The sequence below is a fragment of the Flavobacterium ponti genome (genome assembly GCF_042652765.1).
Lineage (GTDB): Bacteria > Bacteroidota > Bacteroidia > Flavobacteriales > Flavobacteriaceae > Flavobacterium > Flavobacterium ponti.
In genome coordinates, this window is the sequence record NZ_JBHSGW010000002.1 from 328585 (window position 1) to 353014 (window position 24430).

At 29.8% G+C, this 24430-nt stretch carries 19 protein-coding genes; 3 read left to right on the forward strand and 16 right to left on the reverse strand.

Going from position 1 to position 24430, the window contains the following annotated elements; genetic code table 11:
• Positions 1–10: 10 nt before the first annotated feature.
• The 8 genes from fabV to ACFO3U_RS04095 all read right to left on the reverse strand — a co-directional run bounded on the left by fabV (position 11) and on the right by ACFO3U_RS04095 (position 7715).
• Positions 11–1198, reverse strand: a complete 1188-nt coding sequence (gene fabV / locus ACFO3U_RS04060) for an enoyl-ACP reductase FabV (protein ID WP_379738452.1) — start codon at positions 1196–1198, stop codon at positions 11–13.
• Between the two features lie 71 nt (positions 1199–1269).
• Positions 1270–2922 carry a DNA repair protein RecN gene (gene recN, locus ACFO3U_RS04065; protein WP_379738453.1) on the reverse strand — a complete coding sequence of 551 codons (1653 nt, stop codon included), beginning with the start codon at positions 2920–2922 and terminating at the stop codon, positions 1270–1272.
• Between the two features lie 53 nt (positions 2923–2975).
• Positions 2976–3866, reverse strand: coding sequence for a type IX secretion system protein PorD (gene porD, locus ACFO3U_RS04070; protein ID WP_379738454.1), 891 nt, complete (start codon positions 3864–3866; stop codon positions 2976–2978).
• Positions 3867–3875: 9 nt separating this feature from the next.
• Complete coding sequence (coaBC, locus tag ACFO3U_RS04075) at positions 3876–5087, reverse strand: bifunctional phosphopantothenoylcysteine decarboxylase/phosphopantothenate--cysteine ligase CoaBC (protein WP_379738455.1); 1212 nt, start codon at positions 5085–5087, stop codon at positions 3876–3878.
• Positions 5088–5091: 4 nt separating this feature from the next.
• Positions 5092–5412 carry a DNA-directed RNA polymerase subunit omega gene (locus ACFO3U_RS04080; RefSeq protein ID WP_338378471.1) on the reverse strand — a complete coding sequence of 107 codons (321 nt, stop codon included), beginning with the start codon at positions 5410–5412 and terminating at the stop codon, positions 5092–5094.
• Between the two features lies 1 nt (position 5413).
• A complete protein-coding gene (locus tag ACFO3U_RS04085) occupies positions 5414–6223 on the reverse strand; it encodes an outer membrane protein assembly factor BamD (RefSeq protein WP_379738456.1) in 810 nt (269 codons plus the stop codon).
• A 93-nt stretch (positions 6224–6316) separates the two neighbouring features.
• Complete coding sequence (dapA, locus tag ACFO3U_RS04090) at positions 6317–7195, reverse strand: 4-hydroxy-tetrahydrodipicolinate synthase (protein WP_379738457.1); 879 nt, start codon at positions 7193–7195, stop codon at positions 6317–6319.
• A gap of 1 nt (position 7196) precedes the next feature.
• The gene (locus tag ACFO3U_RS04095; RefSeq protein WP_379738458.1) at positions 7197–7715 is read right to left on the reverse strand and encodes a DUF6913 domain-containing protein; all 519 of its coding nucleotides are present in this window, start codon (positions 7713–7715) and stop codon (positions 7197–7199) included.
• Positions 7716–7758: 43 nt separating this feature from the next.
• On the opposite strand from ACFO3U_RS04095, the gene ACFO3U_RS04100 reads away from it, so the two are divergent.
• Both ACFO3U_RS04100 and ACFO3U_RS04105 read left to right on the forward strand, forming a co-directional pair.
• A complete protein-coding gene (locus tag ACFO3U_RS04100) occupies positions 7759–8541 on the forward strand; it encodes a 5'-nucleotidase C-terminal domain-containing protein (RefSeq protein ID WP_379738459.1) in 783 nt (260 codons plus the stop codon).
• A gap of 1 nt (position 8542) precedes the next feature.
• Positions 8543–9460, forward strand: a complete 918-nt coding sequence (locus ACFO3U_RS04105) for a bifunctional metallophosphatase/5'-nucleotidase (protein WP_379738460.1) — start codon at positions 8543–8545, stop codon at positions 9458–9460.
• A gap of 677 nt (positions 9461–10137) precedes the next feature.
• Here the strand turns inward: ACFO3U_RS04105 and ligA are convergent.
• The 5 genes from ligA to ACFO3U_RS04130 all read right to left on the reverse strand — a co-directional run bounded on the left by ligA (position 10138) and on the right by ACFO3U_RS04130 (position 21976).
• Complete coding sequence (ligA, locus tag ACFO3U_RS04110) at positions 10138–12138, reverse strand: NAD-dependent DNA ligase LigA (RefSeq protein WP_379738461.1); 2001 nt, start codon at positions 12136–12138, stop codon at positions 10138–10140.
• Positions 12139–12142: 4 nt separating this feature from the next.
• Positions 12143–12616, reverse strand: coding sequence for a DUF6495 family protein (locus ACFO3U_RS04115; protein ID WP_379738462.1), 474 nt, complete (start codon positions 12614–12616; stop codon positions 12143–12145).
• A gap of 81 nt (positions 12617–12697) precedes the next feature.
• On the reverse strand, positions 12698–14638 hold the full coding sequence (locus tag ACFO3U_RS04120) for an OmpA family protein (RefSeq protein WP_379738463.1): 1941 nt from the start codon (positions 14636–14638) through the stop codon (positions 12698–12700).
• Between the two features lie 11 nt (positions 14639–14649).
• Entirely contained in the window at positions 14650–15576 is a 927-nt protein-coding gene (locus tag ACFO3U_RS04125; RefSeq protein ID WP_379738464.1) for a PorP/SprF family type IX secretion system membrane protein, read from the reverse strand.
• Positions 15577–15616: 40 nt separating this feature from the next.
• Positions 15617–21976, reverse strand: coding sequence for an Ig-like domain-containing protein (locus ACFO3U_RS04130; RefSeq protein ID WP_379738465.1), 6360 nt, complete (start codon positions 21974–21976; stop codon positions 15617–15619).
• Positions 21977–22412: 436 nt separating this feature from the next.
• Here ACFO3U_RS04130 and ACFO3U_RS04135 point away from each other — a divergent pair, with 436 nt between their 5' ends.
• Complete coding sequence (locus ACFO3U_RS04135; RefSeq protein ID WP_379738466.1) at positions 22413–23105, forward strand: LexA family transcriptional regulator; 693 nt, start codon at positions 22413–22415, stop codon at positions 23103–23105.
• Positions 23106–23205: 100 nt separating this feature from the next.
• Here ACFO3U_RS04135 and rplI read toward each other — a convergent pair whose 3' ends face one another.
• The 3 genes from rplI to rpsF form a co-directional block, all read right to left on the reverse strand.
• The gene (gene rplI, locus ACFO3U_RS04140) at positions 23206–23649 is read right to left on the reverse strand and encodes a 50S ribosomal protein L9 (RefSeq protein ID WP_379738467.1); all 444 of its coding nucleotides are present in this window, start codon (positions 23647–23649) and stop codon (positions 23206–23208) included.
• 65 nt (positions 23650–23714) lie between these two features.
• A complete protein-coding gene (gene rpsR, locus ACFO3U_RS04145; protein WP_338378791.1) occupies positions 23715–24011 on the reverse strand; it encodes a 30S ribosomal protein S18 in 297 nt (98 codons plus the stop codon).
• A gap of 2 nt (positions 24012–24013) precedes the next feature.
• Complete coding sequence (rpsF, locus tag ACFO3U_RS04150) at positions 24014–24355, reverse strand: 30S ribosomal protein S6 (RefSeq protein ID WP_379738468.1); 342 nt, start codon at positions 24353–24355, stop codon at positions 24014–24016.
• Positions 24356–24430: the final 75 nt, after the last annotated feature.

A 24430-nucleotide genomic window follows, 5' to 3' on the forward strand; every position in this document is an offset into this window, starting at 1 on the left:
AAGATCTTTTTTAAATACTTGGAACTTGTACCATTTCATTAGCATCAGCTAAATAATCAACTCCATCAAATCCAAAACCAAATAGATTTAAGAAGTCTTGTTTGTAGCCTGCTAAGTCACCTATTTCAGATAAGTTTTCTGTTGTGGCTTTTTCCCAAAGAACTGCAATTTTATCTTGAATATCATCACGCATTTCCCAATCGTCAATTCGTATTCTTCCATTTTCATCTAAAGGGATATCTTTTCCAGTGAAAACTCTATCAGCATACAAACGTTGAATTTGTTCAATACAACCTTCATGAATCCCTTCTTCTTTCATTAATTTGTATAATAAAGAAATGTATAAAGGAATTACTGGAATAGCCGAACTTGCTTGTGTAACTAATGCTTTATTAACAGAAACATACGCTTTTCCATTAATGTCTTTTAAAGTATCAGTTATTTCAAAAGCCGTTGCTTCTAAATGATCTTTTGCACGACCAATTGTTCCTTTTCTATAAACTGGTTCAGTCAATGATGGACCTATGTAAGAATAAGCAATTGTTGTTGCTCCATCTGCTAATAAATTTTCGCTTTTTAAAGCTTCCATCCACATTGCCCAATCTTCTCCACCCATTACGGTTACTGTATTATCAATATCTTCTTGATTAGCTGGTTCAATTGAAACATTGGTTACATTTCCAGTATGAAAATCAACTGTTTTGTTTGTAAAAGTTTGTCCAATTGGCTTTAAAGTAGAGCGGTGTAAAACTCCAGTTTTTGGATGTAATCTTACTGGTGAAGCTAAACTATAAATGACTAAATCAACTTGACCTAAATCAGCTTTAATCATATCTAAAGTTTGTCTTTTTACTTCATCAGAAAAGGCATCACCGTTGATACTTTTTGCATATAAACCAGCTTTAGTTGCTTCTTGTTCAAAAGCAGCTGAATTATACCAACCTGGAGAAGCTGTTTTTCCTTCTTGAGGTGGTTTTTCAAAGAAAACTCCGATAGTTGCAGCATCTGAACCAAAAGCACTTGCAATTCTAGAAGCTAATCCAAAACCTGTTGAAGCTCCAATTACCAATACTTTTTTTGCTCCATCAATTTTTCCTTTTGATTTTACATATTCAATTTGATTTTTTACATTTTGTTCACAGCCTTTTGGATGTGCTGTTAAACAAATGAATCCTCTCATTCTTGGTTCTATTACCATCTTGTATGTTTTATTTATTAGTTTGTTTGTTGTAAAGTTTAATTAGTTTAGACAAATATAACTTGAATATTTTAATTCAACAATGCTTTTGCATGAATGATGGCTGATTCAGAGATATTTTTACCCGAAAGCATTTCAGCAATCTCCACTACTCTTTCTTGTTCTGTAAGTAGTTTTATTTCTGAAATTGTATCATTGTTTTGTGTGATTTTGAACACCTTATAATGTTGGTTTCCTTTTGAAGCAATTTGAGGTAGATGTGTTATTGCAAATACTTGCATTTTGTCACTCATTTTCTTCATTATTTCTGCCATTTTTAGAGCAATTTCACCAGAAACTCCAGTGTCAATTTCATCAAAAATTATAGTTGGTAATTTTGAATAATCGGTTAAAACAGCTTTGATTGACAACATTATTCTCGACATTTCTCCACCAGAAGCTACTTTTTTTATTGGCTCTAATTTTGACCCTTTATTGGCTGAAAACAGTAGGTTTATTTGGTCTTTTCCAAATTTATTATAGATTTCTGTTGGTGTAATTTCAAACTCAAATTGTGCATCAGGCATTCCTAATTGTGTAATAATTTCAGTAATTTGAACAATAAATATCTTAGCTGCTTTTTGTCTAGCTTCAGTAATTATTAAAGCCTGTTTATCCAAAATTTCTTTTGAAGATAAAATTTGATTTTCTAACCTTTTAATTAAAGAATCAATATCATCAAATTTAACGACTTTTTGCTCTAAATTTTCTTGAATTTGAAGCAATTCTTCTATCGAACTTACTTGATGTTTTTTCTGTAAATCATAAATAACTTGCAGTTTACTATTTACCAATTCAGTTCTGCTTGGATCATCAATTAACTTTTCTGCCAACGATTCGTTTTCTGCAATAATATCTTCAATTTCTATTAAAGAAACCGTAATTCTCTCGTTTAATTCATTAAACTCTGGAGAAATGGAAGCAATCTTTTGTAAACTTGATTTTACTTCTTTTAAATTAGCTAAAAGTCCGATTTCTTCTTGGTTTGAAATAGCAATAACTTTGCTGATATTTTCTTTTAAAAACTCAACATTATTTAGCTTTTCAGATTCTGTTTCAAGTTCTTCTTGTTCCCCAACTTTTAATTTTGCTTTTTCTAATTCTTCATACAAAAACAAATTGTATTCTTGCTCTTTTCCTAAAGTTTCTTTTTCGGAAACAATTTTCTTTAATTCAGATTGAAAAGCTTTATAATTCTTTAATTCAGATTGAAATTTTTGAATAGTAGATTCATTGTTTGCTACTTTATCTAATAAGTCAATTTGATATTCTTCATTAATAATATTTCTGGTTTGAAATTGCGAATGAATATCAATCAAATAATTTCCTAACTCTTGTAATTCTTGCAAATTAACTGGGCTATCATTTACAAAAGCTCTAGATTTTCCTGAAGGTAAAATTTCTCTTCTGATTATAGTGTTATCGTCATAATCTAAATCTAACGATTCAAAAAGTTGCTTTAGATTGTAATTTGCAATAGCAAAATGAGCTTCAATAATACATTTTTGCTCTTTATCTTTCAATGTAGATAAATCTGCTCTATTTCCTAATACTAATCCTAAAGCACCTAAAAGAATAGATTTTCCAGCACCAGTTTCACCTGTGATAATAGAGAAATTTGTAGAGAAATTAATCTCTAGTGATTCTATAAGTGCGTAGTTTTTAATGTATAATGATTGAAGCATGTAGTTTATAAATAAGCTTCAAATTTAAGCAAAAAGATAAGACTTAAAAACGCTTATCTAATTTTATTCCATTTACTTGAATTAAGTGGTGAAATTTTGTTTAGTATTTCTAATAATTCATTATTTGGCATACTTGGACCTCCTGAAAATATACTTACAATTTCATCGGATTTGGCATCAAAAAAAGTTCTTGTTAATAAAGCATTTGGCCTAACTTTATTAATTTGAGAAATGGTTTTAATTGCTTCAAATACATTTAGTTTGGCTGTTTTTTGGTCATCAGCCATTAAATCTAACCCTTTTAAATGATATTCGTAAAGTGATTTTCTGTAAGGAGAATAAGTATTAGACAATATATCTGAAATAATATAGTATCTGTTGTTGTATTTTGCGTCAGTTTGGCTCCAACCACCATAACCACTAGATTGTGCTAAGTTCATAATGTTTGAAGCTATTTCAAGCTGTTTTGTGCCACCCATTTCTTCAAATGAATCTTTGTCTAACCCGATAACAATATTTGCATAATAAGCTAAAATTGAAATCAAGTTAGAAGTATAACTATTTGGGTCATAAATAAAATTCTCATATTCAATATACCTAAAGTTTACATCATTGTCATTGAAGTTAACCATTGGTGAAGTGTAACTAGAATTATAAATTGGACGAGAAGATTGAAGTTGTAGTGTTGCTCCAAAATTATTAGAATCAAATGAAGATATATTTAAAAAAAATGAACATTCAATTTTTTCATTTTGTTCATAAACTTGACTTGTAAATTTTGTATTATTTAAAAACTCTGTCATTTGAGTTTGAAGTGTTTTAAATATTTGTGTATTAACATTCGTTACTCTATCGTAATTGATGGTTACGGTTGCTTTTAATTCTTGAGCATTACCAATACTTATTACTACTAAAAAGGCAACTAGGAATGTTAATTTCTTCATTTTATATATTTATTTTTGAAAATGCTTTACTACCTTTTCAATGATATCTTTAGCTACATCTTCTTTTGATTTTAAAGATGCTGGTTCAATTGAAAAATTTTTATCGATAAAAGTAACTTTATTAGTTGGTTTTCCAAAACCAGCTCCTTCATCATTTAACGAATTTAGAACAATCAAATCTAAGTTTTTTTTCTGAATTTTCAACTTTGCATTTTCAATTTCGTTTTCAGTTTCTAAAGCAAAACCTATTAAAAATTGATTTGTTTTTATTTCACCTAAAGAAGCTAAAACATCTTTTGTCTTCTCTAACTCTATAGTTAACGTAGAATCGTTCTTTTTTATTTTTTGAGTAGCTACATTTTTTGGACGATAATCCGCAACAGCAGCAGCAGCAATAGCTACATCAACAGTTGAAAAATTTTGCTGACAAGCTTCATACATCTCTTGAGCAGAAGTTATTTTTACCAATTCTACCAAATGATGATTCATTTTTTGATTAGAAGGTCCAGAAACTAGAATTACTTTTGCTCCTAATTGTGCAGCTTCATAAGCAATATCATATCCCATTTTACCTGTAGAATGATTTCCAATGAAACGAACAGGATCAATAGCTTCGTAAGTTGGACCAGCTGTAATCAGAATTTTTTTCCCTTTTAAAGGTAATTTACTTTCTATATCTTTTTCTAAAAATGAAATGATATTTTCAGGTTCTGCCATTCGTCCTTCTCCAGACAAACCACTAGCTAATTCTCCACTTTCAGCAGGAATTATAGTGTTGTTAAAACTAGCTAATTTTTCAAAACTTGCTAATGTAGAAGGATGTTTGTACATATCTAAATCCATTGCTGGAGCAAAATAAACGGGACATTTTGCTGATAGATATGTTGCTAATAATAAATTATCACATGTTCCATTTGCCATTTTTGATAAAGTATTAGCAGTAGCTGGTGCAATAATCATATAATCTGCCCAAAGACCTAAATCAACATGGTTGTTCCACATTGCATTTTCATCTTCTTCATTATAAAAGCTAGAGTAAACTGGATTTTTGGATAAAGTAGATAATGTTAAAGGAGTAACAAAATCTTTAGAAGCAGGTGTCATTACAACTTGTACTTGAGCACCTGCTTTTATAAGAAGTCTAACTAAAAACGTTGTTTTATAGGCAGCAATTCCACCAGAAACTCCTAGTAAGATTTTTTTACCGCTTAAAACAGACATATTTTTATTGATTTTTTGAATCTCTGTAATAGATTTTATTTTCTAACCATTCTTGAACGGCTAAAGCATGTGCTTTTGGTAATTTTTCGTAAAATTTAGAAACTTCAATTTGTTCTTTGTTTTCGAAGATTTCTTCTAAACTGTCATTGTAAGTTGCAAATTCTTCTAACTTTTCAATTAACTCCTTTTTAATATCAGCATTGATTTGATTAGCTCTTTTTGAGATAATTGTAATTGCTTCGTACACATTTCCTGTTGGAGCTTCAATTTCACTTTTGTTATAAGTGATAGTGTTTATTGGAGCAGTTGTTTTCTTTAAATCCATCTTAATTATTTGAATATTGCGTTAATTCTCTTTCAATTTCTGCTAATTGCTTATCAGCAGTTTCTTTATATTTGGTATCTGTTTTAAACTTGATTAACGTTTCGTATGCCATTTTAGCATTGTTTAAACGTTCTTCTTTCTTTGATTCTACACTGTTTAGTGCATATTGATACAAAGTGTCAAATTTATAATACAAAGCATCTTCTTTATATTTTGTACCTGGATAATCAGCTAAAAAATTATCTAAAACTTTTATTGGAGCCACAAAATCTCTATAGTATTCAGCAATAGTATTGTATTGCTTCGCATTTTCAAAAGCTTTTTTCTCTAGTTTATCTGTTAGTTCCTTAACCAAAACATTTGCCATTGGTAAATAATCTGATTGAGGATATGTATCAATAAAACTTTGTAATTTTTCTAGTGCTTTGTATGTATCAGATTGATCAAGACTATATCTTGGAGACATGGTGTAAAAACATTTAGCTCCTAAGAATGTCGCTTCTTCTCTTTTTTCACTTTTTGGATAATTTGAAGCAAAACTTTCAAAAGCATAACCTGCTAAATAATATTGTTGAGTTTCATAATATGATTTTGAAAGAATGTAGAAAATCTTTTCAGCACTAGGTTTTCCTCTAAGTGCTGGACTTGCTTGCTCTAACAAACCAATCGTTTTTTTATACTTTCCTTTTTCATAATAATCCACTGCTAATTTAGTCTTAACAGCTAAATCATCTGATTTTAAAGCCTTTTGATATTCACTACATGAGCCAAAAGCTAATGCGATAAGTATTATGTAAATTATTTTATTCATCAATGTTTTTTTAACTTATTAAGTTCTAAATTGATAGACCATAAAAAGCAGTCGGCAAATTTAGGGAATATTTATGGAGTATAAAAATCTTTTTTAGCTTATGTTTTTTGTGAAATCATCTAACCTTTTGGCTAAATTTTCATCAACATTTACTAAGGGTAATCTAACTGTGTTTTCTGACAAACCTCTCGATTTGAAGACTTCCTTAATTCCAGCTGGATTCCCTTGCTCAAAAATCATATCAATTGAATCGGCTAATTTGTAATGCAACTCATAAGCTTCATTTACTTTTCTTTGCAATCCTAAGCGAACCATTTCTGAAAATTCTTTTGGAAAACCTTCACCAATTACTGAAATGACTCCTGCTCCACCAGCTAAAACCATTGGTAAAGTTATCATGTCATCTCCAGAAATCACTAAGAAATCTTTTGGAGCGTGTTGAATTAATTTCATAGCCTGAACAATATCACCAGCTGCTTCTTTGATAGCAATTACATTTTTAAAATCTTTTGCTAGTCTAACAACTGTTGCTGGTAACATATTACTTGCTGTTCTTCCTGGAACATTATAAAGAATTATAGGAAGTGGTGAAGCCTCAGCAATTTTTTTGAAATGCTGGTAAATTCCTTCTTGAGTAGGTTTATTATAATATGGTGAAACTGATAAAATTGCAGAAAACCCTGTAAAATCTCTAGTTTGAAGCTCGTCAACAACATCCATTGTATTATTTCCACCAACTCCTAAAACCAAAGGTAATCTTCCTGCATTTGCCGTTTTAATCGTCTCAATAACTACTTCTTTTTCTTCTTTAGTCAAAGTTGCTGATTCTGCAGTTGTTCCTAAAACAACCAAATATTCAACACCACCTTCAATTGTGAAGTTTACAATTCGCTTTAAAGCTTCAGTATCCACTGAAAAATCTTTTTTGAATGGTGTGACTAATGCAACACCGGTTCCTACAAACATTTGCATATTAAACTTTTTTTAAAATTCTTAAATAATCAAACAAAACTTGGGTAAAATCAACATATTTTTCTACAAAAGTATTTACAAAAAAATGATTTAAATCTTTGTTTACTGAAGCAAAACCCACTTTAAATTTTGCTTTTGATTGTGCTGTTATCAATTCTAAGTTAGCATTACTTTCATCATAAAAATTGATTAACAAATCAAATGGAAAATTCACAAAATTCTCAATTTCTCCTTTTGAATAATTTCCAGAAAAACCAATATCTTTTTTTGTAAAATAGGGATATTCTATACTTTCTTTCTTATTAACTTTCTTTCTAAAAATCAATAAATTAACTTTAAATTGACCATTTGAATGTTTTTTAAATTCATTAATCAATTTATCTTTATCAGAAAAGTGAATTCCGTCAATAAGGACACCAATAGTTTTTATGGGTTCGCTGTTAACTGCTGATAAACCTTTAGCCAATGATTTCTTAATGTGCTTTTTTACCAGAAAATCTTTAATAGTTCTATAAAACATAGTATTTTTACCAAATACAAAATTAAATTATTCATCTTATATTATGATGGTAAAAGTAAAAAAGATAAACGCATTTTCGTGCTATTTTGTTATATTATTAACATTTATCGGTTTAGTCTCCTGTAAATCAAAAAGCTACTCTAATTACGAAGTCAAAGGCTCTCGAATAAATGTGAATGAAAATTATAATTCTGACAGTTCTATAGAGCAATTTGTGGCTCCTTATAGAGCTTATATTAATAAAGATTTAGATAGCGTTTTAGCTTATTGTCCTGAAACTTTAGATAAAAGTAAAGGAAAGTGGGAAACGAATATTGGCTTATTTATGGCAAACGTTACTTATGCTTTAGCCAATCCAATTTTTGAAAAAAGAGAACATAAATCCATTGATGTTTGTCTTTTAAATCATGGTGGAATTCGTTCTATAATTCCGAAAGGAAATGTAACTTCTAGAACAGCTTATAATGTTATGCCTTTTGAAAATAGCGTTATTGTAATTGGTTTATCTGGTTTAAAAATAAGAGAATTAGCTAGTTATGTTATTTCTGAAAAAAAGCCACATCCTTTACATGGTTTAAAAATATATGTAAATAATAAACTTGAAATCACTAAGCTTGAAATCAATAACAATCCTATTGATGATACTAAAATTTATTATGTTGCGACATCTGATTATTTAGCTAATGGTGGTGACAATATGAGTTTTTTTAAGGAAAGTCAGGAAAAATATGATTTAGATTATAAGTTGAGAAATTTACTAATTGATTATTTCAAAAAAGTTGACACAATTGAGTTGTTTTCTGAAAAAATTGTAATTGAAGAATAAGATGAAAAGAAGAGATTTTATAAAAAACACAGCTGCAACTTCAAGTTTATTGACTTTTGGAGGGTTGTCTCTAACTAGCTTTGATGCTGTAGAAAAAATAAAAAAACTGACTATTCTTCACACAAATGACACACATAGTCACATTGATCCATTTCCTGCAGATGACCCTAAAAATCCTAACCAAGCTGGTGCTGCAAGAAGAGCTTCAATTATTGAAAAAATCAGAGCTGAAGAAGAAAATGTATTGTTATTAGATGCTGGTGATATTTTTCAAGGAACACCTTATTTTAACTATTATGGTGGTGAACTGGAATTTAAAATAATGTCCATGATGCAATATGACTTGGCTACTTTAGGAAATCATGATTTTGATAATGGAATTGATGGTTTTTATGCACAATTACCTCATGCAAAATTTGACTTTGTTTCAGCTAATTATGATTTCAAAAACACAATTTTAGATGGTATAGTTAAACCTTATAAAATCTTTAAAAAAGCGGGTTTAAAAATTGGAGTTTTTGGTTTAGGTGTCGAATTAGAAGGTTTGGTTGACAAAAAACTTTATAAAGAAACGGTTTATAACAATCCTATTGATATAACAAAAGATGTTGTACGTCAATTAAAAGAAATTGAAAAATGTGATTTAATTATTTGTCTTTCTCATCTTGGATTTAAATATACTAATGAGCCTGAAAAAATTTGCGATGTTCTTTTAGCACAAAAAACCAAAGACATTGATTTGATAATTGGTGGTCACACACACACTTTTTTAGACAAACCAGTTGTTGAAAAAAACACAGAAGGAAAAGAAGTTTTAATTAATCAAGTGGGATGTTATGGTATTAATCTTGGTCGTTTAGATTTCTATTTCTCAGATGATAAAAAATACATCAATCAATCTAAAAACATTGTTATTTAATTTCAAATATTTTATTTCTATTTAATTCAAATTTTAAAAGAAAATAATAAACTGCTAATTGTGGAATTAAAAATAAGTATTTAAAAATATCTATGTTATTATAAATTATAGTAATTAAATAAAACACATCGCTAATAATGAAGCAAGCCACTGCAATTTGCAAACTTGTGTTACTAATATTAGGTTTAAGTATGTATTTGATTGTTATAAGAATACTCATTACAAACATGAAAAGAGCATAAATTAAAATAGCAAAATAGTTATTGAGCTGTTGGTCTAATAAAATTTCATTAACAACATAAAGCACATAAGAATAAAAGCTAAAAACAATAACAAAAGATAAATAGAAAATAAAGTCTAGATCTTTGAGTTTTTTGAAATCCAAATTCTTAAAAATGAATACAGTTAAAATAAAATAAGCAATTGAATTGAGATAAATGCAGAATAAATTATTAAGATCAAATTTTACTATTAAATGATAAATATCTGTTGAATAGAGAGTTATTATCAGAAAAATGAAATACCATTTATAATCAAGTTTTGCGATTCTTAAATAAATAAACAGTATTAATGGAGCTGTTAAAACATTTGAAAGAATATGTAAAAATTCCAATCCAAAAAGCAAAGAAATAAACTCCATTGCTATCAGACTGAAATACAAATTCAAAAGTCTTGTGTTATCCATTTATTAATTGGTTAAAATCAACTTCCGTAATAATTGGAATTTTTAATTGATTGGCTTTTTCTAATTTTGATGGTCCCATATTGTCTCCAGCAATCACGTAATCCGTTTTTGAAGATATAGAACTTCCCACTTTTCCACCATTATTTTCAATGGCTTTTTTCAAATCATCTCTTGAGTAAATTTCAAAAACTCCAGAAACGACGAATATTTTACCTTTTAGCTTATCTGAAACAGTTGTGTCATTTGAAGCATTTATTTCTAATTGCACTCCATACTGCTTCAATCTTTCAATAATAGTGATATTTTCTTGGTTATCAAAGAATTGAACAACACTTTGTGCAATTTTTTCTCCAATTTCATCTACTAAAACTAATTCCAAAATATTTGCATTAGCAAGAGCATCAATATTTTTGTAATGTTTGGCCAACTTTTTAGCCACTGTTTCTCCTACATATCGAATTCCTAAAGCATACAAAACTCGTTCAAAAGGCACATTTTTAGAATCTTCAACTCCTTTTACCAAGTTTTCAGCTGATTTTTCAGCCATTCGCTCTAACGGAATGATTTGTTCTTTTTGCAATTCATATAAATCAGCATAATTTGAAACCAAACCTGCATTGAATAACAAAGCAACTGTTTCTCCACCAAGACCTTCAATATCCATAGCTTTTCGCGAAATGAAATGCTGAATTCTACCTATTATTTGTGGTGGACAACCATAAAAATTTGGACAATAATGATTGGCTTCACCTTCAATTCTGACCAATTCTGTGTTACATTCTGGACAATTAGTTATGTATTTTGTAGGTTCTGCGTTTGGATTTCTTGCAGCTAAATCAACCGCTATAATTTTTGGAATAATTTCACCTCCTTTTTCTACAAAAACAGTATCTCCAATTCTAATGTCTAACTTTTCTATTTGGTCTGCATTGTGCAAAGAAGCTCTTTTTACAATGGTTCCTGCCAACTGAACAGGTTCTAAATTGGCAACTGGTGTAATTGCTCCTGTTCGACCAACTTGGTAAGATATAGAATTTAAAACTGTACTAACTTGCTCTGATTTGAATTTATAAGCCATTGCCCAGCGAGGAGATTTTGCTGTGTAGCCTAATTCTTCTTGGTATTGAATTAAGTTTACTTTAACCACTACTCCATCTGTTTCATAAGGCAATTCATGACGATGCACATCCCAATAATCTATAAATTGAAAAACTTCATCCAAATTTTTAGCTAGTTTGGATTGATTTGGTACTTTAAAACCCCAATCTCTTGCTTTTTGTAGAGCTTCATTTTGTGTAGTTAAATCTAAATTATTACCTACAATAGAATATAATAAACAATCTAAAGGTCTTTTAGCAACCTCAGCACTATTCTGTAATTTTAAACTTCCAGAAGCTGTGTTTCTTGGGTTTGAATAAGGAGTTTCACCAATTTCAATTAAATCTTGATTCATTTTTTCAAATCCAGCAAATGGTAAAATAATTTCACCACGAATATCAAATTTATCCGGAAAATCTCCTTTTAATTTTATGGGAACAGCTTTTATGGTTTTTACATTGTTGGTCACATCATCTCCTTGAAAACCATCTCCACGAGTTACAGCTCTTTTAAGCAAACCATTTTCATAAGTGATGCTAATTGATGCTCCATCATATTTTAATTCACAAGTGTATTCTATAGCAACTTCACCGACTATTTTTTTACAACGAGTTTCCCAATCTAGTAAATCTTCTTTTGAATAGGAATTATCTAACGAATACATTCTATTTTCGTGCGGAACCGTTTCAAAATTTTTGGTTATAGCTCCACCAACTCTGACTGTTGGAGAGTTTTCATCAAAAAATTCAGGATGTTTGTTTTCTAAATCTTGAAGTTCTTTAAGTTTTATATCAAATTCATAGTCAGAAATCATTGGATTATCTAACACATAATAATTGAAGTTATGCTGATTTAATTCGGCACGAAGCTTTGTAATAGTTTCTAAAACGTTCATAAAACTAATTATTGATAAGATGTTCTAATTTTGAAAACAATTCACCTTTGCTAATGATTCCTCCTTCTTTAATGATTTTAAAAAGAGCTTGATTTCTGTCTTGTGAAATATCTTTCTTTCCTTTTTGAATTTCTACATCATCAGAAAACATATTTTCGCTCAACCAATTAATTCCGTCTTTGGTCAGAAAGTCAACTCTTCTATTCGTTGTTTTGATTACAAAAGAAAATACAATAGTACCAACACATTTGAACAAAAAGATATAATTAGTAGAAAAATGATCAATAAAATTGACGTTTGTTAAGGCTCTTTCCCAAATTAAATCTGAAAAAACATCCACTTCTTGCAAAGCCACTTGAGGTTTATTTTCTTTGATTTCGTCCCATTCTTTTTTATCAATAGATTGGGTTGCCAAAAAATTAATAAACTCAGGATGTAATTCTTCTAATTGTTCTTTTGTAAGTCTTGCGTATTTCATTAAATCGTGTAAATGTTGGGTAAAGATAAAAAAAAAGCCTTCTGAATTAGAAGGCTTTTACTAGATATTTATAAAAAAATCTTATTTTTCAATTACAATAAATTCTGATCTTCTGTTTTTAAAATGTTCTTCTTCAGAACATTTGACACCGTTTGAACATTTATTAATTAATCGACTTTCACCATAACCTATTGCACTTTGAATGCGTAATGGGTCAATTCCTTTAGAAATAATATAAGCTTGTGTTGATTTTGCTCTATTATCAGACAAAGTCATATTGTAAGCATCATTACCTCTTGAATCTGTATGAGATTCTATTTTGATTTTCACATTTGGGAATTTTTCCATTACAAAAACTACTTTATCTAACTCAATAGCTGCTTGAGGAGTAATATCATATTTATCATAGTTAAAGAAAATAGGATTAATATCAATTTGTTCTTGTCCGTTTTTCTTAACTACTAAATCTTCATATTTTCCTATTTCAAAATCAATGTCTTTGATTTCGTCACCATCAACTTTTAAAGTTGTAACCTCTTTTTCGTCTTTACTGTAGTTTTCTTTTGAAGCCACAATTTTCATTTTTTTATCACAAGGCAATTCAATAATATATTTTCCTTCAGCATTTGTATTTGTAGTTGAGAATAAATCATCAAAACTATCATAAACACTTATGGTTACTCCAGAAAGATTATTTTTAGACTTTTTATCCGTAACTTTTCCTGAAACCATTTGATTACACTCAGGTTCTGCTTTAGTGAAATAGTAAATATCATCGTCTCCTTTACCCATTGCTCTGTTAGAAGAAAAATAACCATTACTTGTATTAGGGTCAAAGATATAAGCAAAATCATCTTTGTTGCTGTTAATTGGTTGACCTAAATTTTGAGGTGTAGTAAAATCCATATTATCTAAAAAGGTACTTTGGTAAACATCTAAATCTCCCCAACCATAATGACCATCAGAAGAAAAATATAAAATTCCATCTCTAAAATAAGGAAACAATTCGTTTCCAATAGTGTTGATTTTTGGTCCTAAATTTTGAGGAGAACTCATTGTTCCATCTTCTGCAATTTTTACTACATATAAATCCGTTTCTCCATAACCACCTGGCATATCTGAAGCAAAAAATAACCATCTGCCTGTTTCACTTAGAGAAGGGTGACCTACAGAATAATCTTTACTATTAAAGAAAACTCCTTCTGAATTAGTTAATTGTCCATCTACGATTTCTCCTTTAATAATCTGAAAATTATTAGTTCTACTATCATCTAAAGTCAATTTATTCTTTTTGACAATGTTTGTTGTGTAATAAACTGTTTTTAAATCTGGAGTAAAAGTAGCAGTTGCTTCATGGTATTTTGTCATTACATCTTTGAGAAAAAGAACTGGTTCATATATATCTCCATTATTCATATTTCTATCACCAACATACAAGTTAAGAAAAGGTTGATTGTTCCAAGCATAAAGATTAGTTGTCAATTTAGCTGCATCTCTACTTGAAGTAAAAACTATTTTATCACCATAAAAAGTGGTTCCAAAATCTGAATTTTCAGTATTAACATCTAAGTTTTTGATTGTGTAAAGAGGCTTAGTTTTAGAAAGACTGTCGTTATAGTTTTTTTGCCACATATATCTTTCAATCTCTTTTTTATCACCTTTGTTCTTAAGATATTGCTTAATTAACTCATCCGCTTTTTCATAATCCATTACTCCTTTTAAAGCCTGAATATATCTCAAGAAATAATCATCACTCATGCCGTCACCTTGAATGTCATATAATTTTTGGTACCATTTTAAAGCATTTCTATTATCACTAATATTGTAATAAGAATTTCCTGCTCTTTTAAGTGTTTCTACAGAAGGTTTTTTTTCTTCTTCTAGATATTCATCATATGCTTTTGCAGCATCTACAAATGCTAATTCTTTATAGAGTTTATCAGCATTCTTTAATTTTAGTTTTGATTGCGAAAAAACCGCAGAAAAACAAAATAATAAACTAAGTATATATATTTTTTTCATGTCGTAATTTTTTAGTAGAATCTAGGAGATTTAATTTGGCTTGATTTTTTTTGAAGTTGAAAGCGAAGGATAATTTCATGTGTACCATCATTATATTTGTTAAGGTCTGTTACTGTATAATCGTAAGCATATCCTATATAAAGACTATTTGTGATTTGAAATCCTGCCAAAGCACTCGCTGAATCATCAAACTGATAAGATGCTCCTAGAGTTAGTTTTTCTTGAATCAAAAAGTTAAGAGATAAATTATAGTATAATGGTGCTCCACTAACTAATTTTCCTAAAAATGCTGGTTTAAACTTTAATCCATCTGATATATCAAATACATATCCAGTAATTAAGTAATAATGTAATCTGTCAATTTCTATTGACTCTTGAACATCATCATAATAATTACCTTTTACGAAATTAGGAACAGAAACTCCTGCATACCATTTTTTAGCATAATAATATACTCCTGCACCAACCGATGGTTTAATTTCATTTGATATATTTGAATTTAATAATACATCATTATTATCATTAAACCTTCCTTTAGTCCAATCTACATCAAGTTTTCTTATACCTGCTTTTACACCAAAGGCTAATCGCTTTTCATTAGAAAATTTAAGAGTATATGAAAAGTTTCCGTCAATATTTGCCTCGCTAGAAGGACCTAATTTGTCATTTACTACACTCAATCCTAATCCTACTTTTTCATTAGCTAAAGGTGAGTGAATCGTTAATGTTTGTGTAGATGGAGCACCATCAATACCTACCCATTGAGAACGATGAAGTAAAGTAGCTTCTAATGTTCCTGCTGAACCTGTATAACCAGGATTTACCGTCATTGTATTATACATATATTGTGTATATTCTGGGTTCTGCTGAGCGTTCATTTTTGTTGTAGCAAATATGCTCACGGTTAAAAAACAAACTATTTTTATATTTAGTTTCATACTTATAAATTTTAGAGTAATTGTTAATTTTTAAATAAATCTATCTAACTATAGATAACCATCCATTTTTCTTAATGTCTTTTTCTCCAACATCAAGAATGTAATAATAGGTTCCCATAGGTAATTTATCTCCTTTATTTATAGTACCTGAAACATTTGCAGTTCCATCCCAATCATTTAAATATCTATTTCTAGAATAAACTAAAACACCATATCTATTAAATACTTCCAATTTATTATTTGGATAGTTTTCTATACAATCAATAATAAAGAAGTCGTTAGAACCATCACTATTAGGACTAAATTCATTATAAACTATTAAACATTGTGGAAAAACAGTAACCTGAGCATTATTGTTTCCTGGGTCTTCATCTGTTGGATTTGAAGATTCAATTATTACAACATTTGTATAATCTCCTGTTGGTAAAACCGTAGCAGTTACATCTAAAGTTACACTTTGATTTGCATTCAATACTGGTATTTCCCAACTTCCATTTAAATCATTATAAGTTCCTGTTGATGTTACTGCATTTACAAAACTGAATCCTGATGGTAAAATCTCTGAAACAACTACATCTGCTATTTGACTTGAACCAACGTTGTTTACTGTAATCGTAAAGACTACATTATCATCAATTAAAGGATTTGGATTATCGACTGTTTTTGTAATTGTTAAATCTGAACAAACAGAAACATTTAAGTCAAAAGTTGTTGAGCTAGTCAATGCACAACTGTTATCAAATGTAACCATTACTGAAGAAGCTCCAATTGTATTCCATGATACAGTCACAAAATCATCAGATGGTTGTCCTCCTGAAACTACTACTCCATTTGAAATTACCCAAATATAATTTGACATTCCAGAGTTTGCAGTATAAGTTACAACATCTGAAATACAAGCTTGTTGAGATCCTCCTGTAATAACAGCAACTTCTCCATTAGTAATTGAAACTGTAACTTCTAAACGAGTTTCACTTTCACATCCAGAACCATCTATAATTGAACCATAATAGATTGTTCCATCAGTTAAAATTTCTGTTGAAGCCAAAGCTATTCCTCCTGTTGGAGTTAAGTACCAACTTACATTTGATTCATTTACTTGAAGGTCTGCAACAATAGCATTTAAACCTTGACAAAATTCTTGTGTTGTTGAATTTGTTGTTGGTGTTGCTCCACTACTTAATGAAATTGAGACTTCAAGTCTTATTCCACTTTCACATCCAGAAGTATCAATCATCGAACCGTAATAAATTGTTGCATCCATTAATGCATCTGTTGATGCTAAAGCGGTACCTCCTGTTGGAGTTAAATACCAAGTCACATTAGATTCATTAACTTGAATATCTGCTACAGTTGGATTTGTAAATAAACAAAATGCTTGAGTAGCTGAATTTGTTGTTGGAGTTGTACCATTACTTAATATAACTGTAACTTCTAATCGAACGTAACTTTCACATCCTGAAGCGTCAACCAATGAACCATAATAAATAGTTCCATCAATTAATGCATCTGTTGAAGCTAAAGCAGTTCCACCTGTTGAAGTTAGATACCAACTTACATTAGGTTCATTAACTTGAATATCTCCTACTGTTGGTGAAGTACTTAAACAAAATGTTTGTGTAACTGAATTTGTTGTTGGTGTTGTACCTCCGTTTACAGAAACTGTTACTTCTAATCTTACCGAACTTTCACATCCAGAAGCATCAACCATTGAACCATAATAAATAGTATTGTCAATTAGTGCATCTGTTGAAGCTAAAGCAGTTCCTCCTGTTGGAGCTGTGTACCAACTTACGTTTGATTCATTTACTTGAATATCTGCTACCGTTGGGTTTTCAGTTAAACAAAATGTTTGTGTTGATGAATTTGTTGTTGGAGTTGTTCCATTACTTATTGTAACTGCTACTTCTAATCGAACTGAACTTTCACATCCAGAAGCATCAATCATTGAACCGTAATAGATTGCTCCATCAATTAAAGCCTCTGTTGAAGCTAAAGCTGTTCCTCCTGTTGGAGTTGTATACCAACTTACATTTGTTTCGTTTACTTGAATATCTCCGACTGTTGGATTTGAAGTCAAACAAAATGTTTGTGTTGATGAATTTGTTGTTGGTGTAGTACCGCTACTAATTGTTACTGTAATTTCTAACCTTGTTGTACTTTCACATCCAGAAACATCTGTAATTGAACCATAATAAATAGTTCCATTAATTAATGCATCAGTTGAAGCCAATGCAGTTCCTCCTGTTGGAGTTGTATACCAACTTACATTAGATTCATTTACTTGAATATCTCCAACGGTTGGGTTTGCTGTTAAACAAAAAGTTTGAGTAGCTGAATTTGTTGTTGGTGTTGTACCTGTTCCAACTGTAATTACGACTGGCTTGAAATTACCTGATTCATTAATACAAGTTTCATCTGAAATTAAACCTACATAGTAAGTATATGGACTATTTGCTAAAGTTAAACCAGTAACAGTTAAAACACCATTTACATCAATTGCAAATGTAACTCCACCTACTGTACTTCCATCAACAATTGGCAGAGAAGTATCATTTGTAAAATACCATGAAAATTGTGGATTTTGAAGTGTAGTTGTTGGTGCAATAACTGCATTATCTAAATTACAAATTAAAACATCATTTGCTGTAATATCTGAAGGTTGTGAAAAAGGTAATATCGTAAAAGTAACTTCCGTTCTATCTCCTTCTAAAGTTTGACAATACTCATCTGAACCAACTCCTACATAATAAGTATATGTTCCAGGTGCAAGATTGTTAAGAACTAAAGATGATTGGTTTTGGTTTGCAATAAGTTGTTGAGAAGTACCATCAAAACTATACCAATAAAAAATAGGATTAGTTATTGTTGTACTAGAATTCAATTGTGCATTCAAAGTAACCATACCTGTTGTTGAACATAATTCTGTTTCTGATGAACCGTTAATATCTACTTGAACAATTGCATTTTGAGGTGCATTATCAATAATTACCGTAACTTTTCCTCTATCAAAAGTTTCACATCCATATCGAACTGGTTGAATATAATAGTCATAAGTTCCACTTACTAAATCTGAAGGAACTGTAAAAGTTGTACCTGTTGAAACAACATTTCCTCCAACTTCTGCATCATACCAAATAAAAGTCACACAACTTTGAGGAGTTACCTCTAATTGTAAAATATCTCCAGCACATGCTTGAATTGTGTTTGTTGCATCAGCACCAACAACATTTGTGTTATATATTCTGTTTACATCATGAACTCTTAGTTCATCTAAAACACCTGCAACCCCACCAAATCTAATTTTAATTCTATCAAAATGCATTGTTTGAGGAGCAATAGTAACTAGTGCTTCAGCTCCACCGCTTAATAATTCCAAACTTAACAAAGTAGAATTATTATCTAAAACTGAACCTACTGGTGTTTCTCCTATATACATTTGTAATGTAAAGCCTGTAAGTAAATTTAAACTTAAAAGAGTACTCGGTTTTGATAGTAATATTTGAACTGATTCATTCTCTAAAGTTGGTGTGTTGAATGAAACCGTTAAATCAGCTGCAGCCAAAACTCCAACTCCACTAAACATAGTTGCGTAGGTTGTTAAACTATTGTCAACAGCATTATAAGGATTATCAACACCAACAGTTGTTGTTAAGGCTCCAACTCCTAAATCTACAACACCACTAAATACATCTTCTACATCTCCTAAAGCACAATCAATTTGTGTTACAGGAACATGATAATATGCTTCATATACTTTAAGGTTTTGAGCAACACTAACTAAAGAATTGACAATAATTCTCACTCCATCATAATCTTTTGGACCTGTATTATCAGTTGGTGTAAAAGTAAACTCAAAAGAATTTTCTCCTGCTAATAAATTTAATAGTGAGCTTGAAACTATTTGAGGTGAACCTATATCTATTGGTACTCCTGAAGAATTCTTTTTAGTTCCTACAATAGAATATCCTCCCAAAAGAACTACAGCACTATTACCAGAACCTAATTTCACTGTTACTGGAGTACCTGCTTGAATCACATTATCCCATTCTAAAATTTGCCAAGTAGTACCTATTCCTAAAAGACCAATTCCTGTTGTAATAGTTGAAAATGTTTGAGGATTTTGATCAAATGCATTAGCTGTATTTGAAACTGAACCTGTTAAAATAGAGCCCCAACTTTGTGAATCAGCATAAACTCTTTCATCCAATCCTGGACATGGAGAATTATCTAAAACAGTAACAGCAATTGTACCTGATATAGAACAAGAAGTATTATTTGCAATAATCGTATACGTATAAACACCTGCAGTTGTAAAAGGACCTACAACATTTGATGCTAAAAGCATTCCATTTGAGTCATAATATGTTAATGTCCCATCTGAAGTTGCATCTAATGTAACTGTATCTCCAATATTTGCTATAATATTATCATTTGGAATTACTAATGTTGGCTCTGCATTTACGGTAACATTTACTTGCTGTGCTAAAGAAACACAAGTTCCAAGTAAACTAATAGCTTGAACTGAATAAACTCCACTTGTTACAATATTAGTAGCAACATCTAAAGTAATAACATTATTTAGTGCATCAAAAAAAGTATATTGAGTGTCTCCTGATAAATCTAAGTTTAAAATCGCATCAAGTAAATTTACACTTCCACAACCTTCTATGGATGAAGCAAGATTTAAGGTTAATCCAGTAGAATAATTAACAACAACTTCTTTTAATGTATTCACCTCATTTTCACATCCATTTATTGATAGTGAAACATAATAAGTATATGGAGAATTAACAGCAGTTAAACCTGTTATACTCAATTGACCAGTAGCGTTATTTAAAACATAGGTAACTCCTACATCACCAGAATAACCTGTTGTAACTTCTTGTGTTTTTAATTGATCTTTATAATATTTAAATGTTGCTCCTCCAATTGTTGTAGAAGGTGTAAGTACTATTGAACCATTACAAGCATCTAATGGTGAGCCTATTGAAATATCTGCTGCCGTTGGTATATCAACTACTTCAACATCAATCTTCACTCTTATTGATTCATCAGGACAGTTTAAATCAACAGCTGCAACATAAAAAGATGTATTTTGTGTTAATACATTTGTTACAAATGGATCTCCGGAGTTCGTAGTGGCTAAAACAGTTCCTCCTGTAGGCTGTGAATACCAATTAATAGTTGTACCTGCTATAGTTTCTGCAATCAATGTTGCTGTTGAACCTGAACAAACTGTAGGGTTTAATGTAAATGCATCAGTGATAACTGGTGGTGGTGTAACTCTTTTTATATCATATAAATCTACACTTTGAGTAAGTTGAACATTTAAAAGAGAATTATACCTAACAACAATTCTATTTACTGCTCCATTTGGAGCGAAAGGAATTGTTGCAATTTGATTTCCTTGCAACAAGGTCAACAACTCTAGATTTAAAAGTGAATTCAAATTAGTTGTTTGAACTAAATTTGAATTATTGTATCCTAAAAATTGAATATTATTTGCGACTCCAACAGCTAATAAAGAAGGATCAACTTTTAATCTAATTAGAAATTGATCTGTTGGATCAGATAAACCATCAAAGTAAACAGTTTGATTTATTGAAGCAGCAACACCTAAAATACCTAAACTTAATTTTGAGAAACTATTTGGATCTGAATCTATTACATGATTTGGATTAATAACTCCTGCTCCACCAACATCTAATAAGTCAAAACTTATTCCTGATCCATTGAAAGAAGTATAAGAAGCAGATCCACAATTATCTTGAGTTTGAATGTAGAAAGCACCATAAACACCTAAATGTTTTGTATTATTTAATCCTAATAGTGAACCAACCCTGTTCTGAATCCTGATTCTGTTGTAAGGTTGTGTTGGTGTTATTGCGACAAAATACTCATTTTGAGAATTAATAACAATTCTCAAATTACTTGTCGCAAAATCATTAGCTATTTGGCTATTTCCTTCAAGAACAACAGTACTACCATTTTTAGCTTGCAAGGTAAATTCTTGATTACCTATCAAAACTGTACCTAAGACATCTGAGAGTAAACCTCCTAAACTTCCTCCAAGTAAAGCAGGAAGTAAATTGTCGTCAGTATCGATTTTAACATACGAAGTCGTATTAGCTGGTAAAATCGTTGGAAATTCTAATTCTAAAAAACCAGAATAAGCTCCAACACCAAGTAATACTCCAGTACTAGCTCTAATTTCAGCCTTAGTCGCTAAATTACCATCAATTGCATTTGATGAAAAATCAACTTCATTTGAACTTGAAATAACAGAAGCATTTACTGGGATTGACTGTGCAAAAATACTTTGATTTGCAAAGAGCGTAAAGGCAAAAAACAAAAAAGCAATAAATTTTGCACGCTTTGGGGTAATAGTAAATCTCATAAATTTATATTTAAATTAATAATCAATTGTACTAATGCGAATAATCGCAATTAGTGTTTTGTAAGGTTTTAGTTATTGTTTTTTGTTTTTGTTTTTTGTTTTTTATTTTTTGCTAATCCGCTTTTTGTCTGTTTTTTGTGCTTTTTGTCTTTTTTAGTTAAATTTTATGATATGTTTCACACTACATATTCAATATTTAGTTTAACTTTACATTATCTGAGTATTAATTAGACAGGTTCTCAGAGACACATAAATTATTGTAAGGCTAATTTTCATTAAAATAGGCTACCTAAAATTTTAACAATTAATTTTATATTGTTATTATTTTTTTTGATATGCTTTAACCTTTTAAGGATAAAGCATATATAGTTATTGAATTTATCCAAACAGTTTTTTATTATTTTATATTAGTAAAACTACAACACATTTTGCGAATATGCAAGAAAATAATTCTCAAAACGCGAATTTAATTTTAAATAGATTAAAGAAAACGCTGAAAATAGCTACAGATATTGAGCTATCTAAAATTTTAAATGTTAAACCAAATACTATTTCTTCTTGGAAAAAAAGGAATACAGTAGATTACAACACAATAATTTCAATTTGTGAATTGTATGAAATTGATTTAAATTCCATTTTTTTTAATCAAAAACCAAAAAACACAGTAGATTATTTGTTTTCTAAAACACCATTGGTATCAAGTGAGCTTCAATTCCAATATTGTATAGACAAAGAAAGTCTAATTGAAATCTTGCCAGTTTATCATTTTCCATTTATTAAAAGTGATAACACTATTCTTTTTCAAGTATCTAGCAATAATATGCATCCTTTAATTAAATCAAATTCTTTTGTAGTTTGTGAATCTATAAAAATTGATGAAATTAAAAATAATTCTCTTGTAGCTATAACAAGTAAAACAAAAGGCTTTTTTATAAACCGAATTTTATTGAATAAAATAAATAATGATGTATTGATTTTAAATAATGAAAATTCTTTTTTTAGTAATATTGAGATAAAAAAAGCTGAAATTAATGAGGTTTGGATAATTAAAGGAGTATTATCATATGACTTATGCTCTGAAGTAAATTCTAAGCAAACGGAACAAAACAACAAAACTCTACTTCAATAAAAATAAAAAATCGGAATAGATTTAATTCTATTCCGATTTATCTGTTTTTGAAGTAATAATTAGTTAACCTATTTTAAGGTAACCAATCTATTCTAAAAAATTAAGCTTTCTCAGCAATAATTTCATATGGTAATTCTACCACTACATTTCTGTGTAATCTAACGCTTGCATTATATTTTCCTATACGTTTAACAATTCCACTTGTAATGAATTTTTTATCAATTGAATGACCGTTTGAAGCTAATGCTTCTGAAATGTTAGCATTTGTGATAGATCCAAATAATTTTTCACCACCTGCTTTTGCAGAAATCTTAATTTCAAGAGCGTTTAATGCTTCAGCAATTTTATTTGCATCATCCACTAATTTTTGCTCTTTGTGTGCTTTTTGTTTTAAATTTTCAGCTAAAACTTTTTTAGCAGATGGAGTTGCTAAAACTGCAAATCCTTGAGGTATTAAATAATTACGACCATAACCGTTTTTAACCGTTACTACATCATCTTTAAATCCTAAATTTTGAACGTCTTGTTTTAAAATAAGTTCCATGTTGTTGTCCTTTATTAGTAGAAGTTAGCTCCGAAAAATCGGAGCAACAACTATATTTTTAAATATTATTTTAATAAATCTGCTACATATGGCATAATTGCAATATGTCTTGCTCTTTTAACTGCAACAGAAACTTTTCTTTGGTATTTTAATGAAGTACCTGTTAATCTACGAGGTAAAATTTTACCTTGCTCGTTAACAAATTTCAATAAGAAATCTGCATCTTTATAATCGATATATTTGATTCCAGATTTTTTGAAACGACAATATTTCTTTTGCTTGTTTGTATCTATATTTAAAGGAGTAAGATATCTAATATCTCCCTCTTTTTTACCTTTTGCTGATTGCTCTAAAGATGCCATAATTAGTTTGATTTAGCTTTTAATTTTTCTCTTCTTCTTTCTGCCCAAGATACTGCATGTTTGTCTAATGATACAGTTAAAAAACGCATAACTCTCTCGTCACGTTTAAATTCTGTTTCATAAGCAGCAATAATATCTGCATTAGCTTCAAATTGAAATAAGTGATAAAAACCACTTTTTTTGTGTTGGATTTCGTAAGCTAATTTTTTTAAGCCCCAGTCTTCTTTGGCTACCATCTTTGACCCTTTAGAAGTAAGAAAATCTTCAAACTTACTAACTGTTTCCTTTATCTGTTGTTCAGATAAAACGGGATTCAAGATGAAAACAGTTTCATAATGATTCATACTATAAAATTTAATTTGTTATAAATTGGGTGCAAAAGTAAGTCTTTTATGCTTAACTAACAAGCATTCCGTAAA

Bases quoted from the DNA above. Each gene is read 5' to 3' on its own strand.
- ACFO3U_RS04130 (WP_379738465.1), bottom strand. From the start codon at position 21,976: ATGAGATTTACTATTACCCCAAAGCGTGCAAAATTTATTGCTTTTTTG.
- porD (WP_379738454.1), bottom strand. From the start codon at position 3,866: ATGAAGAAATTAACATTCCTAGTTGCCTTTTTAGTAGTAATAAGTATT.
- ACFO3U_RS04115 (WP_379738462.1), bottom strand. From the start codon at position 12,616: ATGAAATACGCAAGACTTACAAAAGAACAATTAGAAGAATTACATCCT.
- fabV (WP_379738452.1), bottom strand. From the start codon at position 1,198: ATGGTAATAGAACCAAGAATGAGAGGATTCATTTGTTTAACAGCACAT.
- ACFO3U_RS04085 (WP_379738456.1), bottom strand. From the start codon at position 6,223: ATGAATAAAATAATTTACATAATACTTATCGCATTAGCTTTTGGCTCA.
- coaBC (WP_379738455.1), bottom strand. From the start codon at position 5,087: ATGTCTGTTTTAAGCGGTAAAAAAATCTTACTAGGAGTTTCTGGTGGA.
- ACFO3U_RS04100 (WP_379738459.1), top strand. From the start codon at position 7,759: ATGATGGTAAAAGTAAAAAAGATAAACGCATTTTCGTGCTATTTTGTT.
- ligA (WP_379738461.1), bottom strand. From the start codon at position 12,138: ATGAACGTTTTAGAAACTATTACAAAGCTTCGTGCCGAATTAAATCAG.
- ACFO3U_RS04080 (WP_338378471.1), bottom strand. From the start codon at position 5,412: ATGGATTTAAAGAAAACAACTGCTCCAATAAACACTATCACTTATAAC.
- ACFO3U_RS04125 (WP_379738464.1), bottom strand. From the start codon at position 15,576: ATGAAACTAAATATAAAAATAGTTTGTTTTTTAACCGTGAGCATATTT.
- ACFO3U_RS04095 (WP_379738458.1), bottom strand. From the start codon at position 7,715: ATGTTTTATAGAACTATTAAAGATTTTCTGGTAAAAAAGCACATTAAG.
- ACFO3U_RS04105 (WP_379738460.1), top strand. From the start codon at position 8,543: ATGAAAAGAAGAGATTTTATAAAAAACACAGCTGCAACTTCAAGTTTA.
- recN (WP_379738453.1), bottom strand. From the start codon at position 2,922: ATGCTTCAATCATTATACATTAAAAACTACGCACTTATAGAATCACTA.
- ACFO3U_RS04120 (WP_379738463.1), bottom strand. From the start codon at position 14,638: ATGAAAAAAATATATATACTTAGTTTATTATTTTGTTTTTCTGCGGTT.
- ACFO3U_RS04135 (WP_379738466.1), top strand. From the start codon at position 22,413: ATGCAAGAAAATAATTCTCAAAACGCGAATTTAATTTTAAATAGATTA.
- rplI (WP_379738467.1), bottom strand. From the start codon at position 23,649: ATGGAACTTATTTTAAAACAAGACGTTCAAAATTTAGGATTTAAAGAT.
- rpsR (WP_338378791.1), bottom strand. From the start codon at position 24,011: ATGGCATCTTTAGAGCAATCAGCAAAAGGTAAAAAAGAGGGAGATATT.
- rpsF (WP_379738468.1), bottom strand. From the start codon at position 24,355: ATGAATCATTATGAAACTGTTTTCATCTTGAATCCCGTTTTATCTGAA.
- dapA (WP_379738457.1), bottom strand. From the start codon at position 7,195: ATGCAAATGTTTGTAGGAACCGGTGTTGCATTAGTCACACCATTCAAA.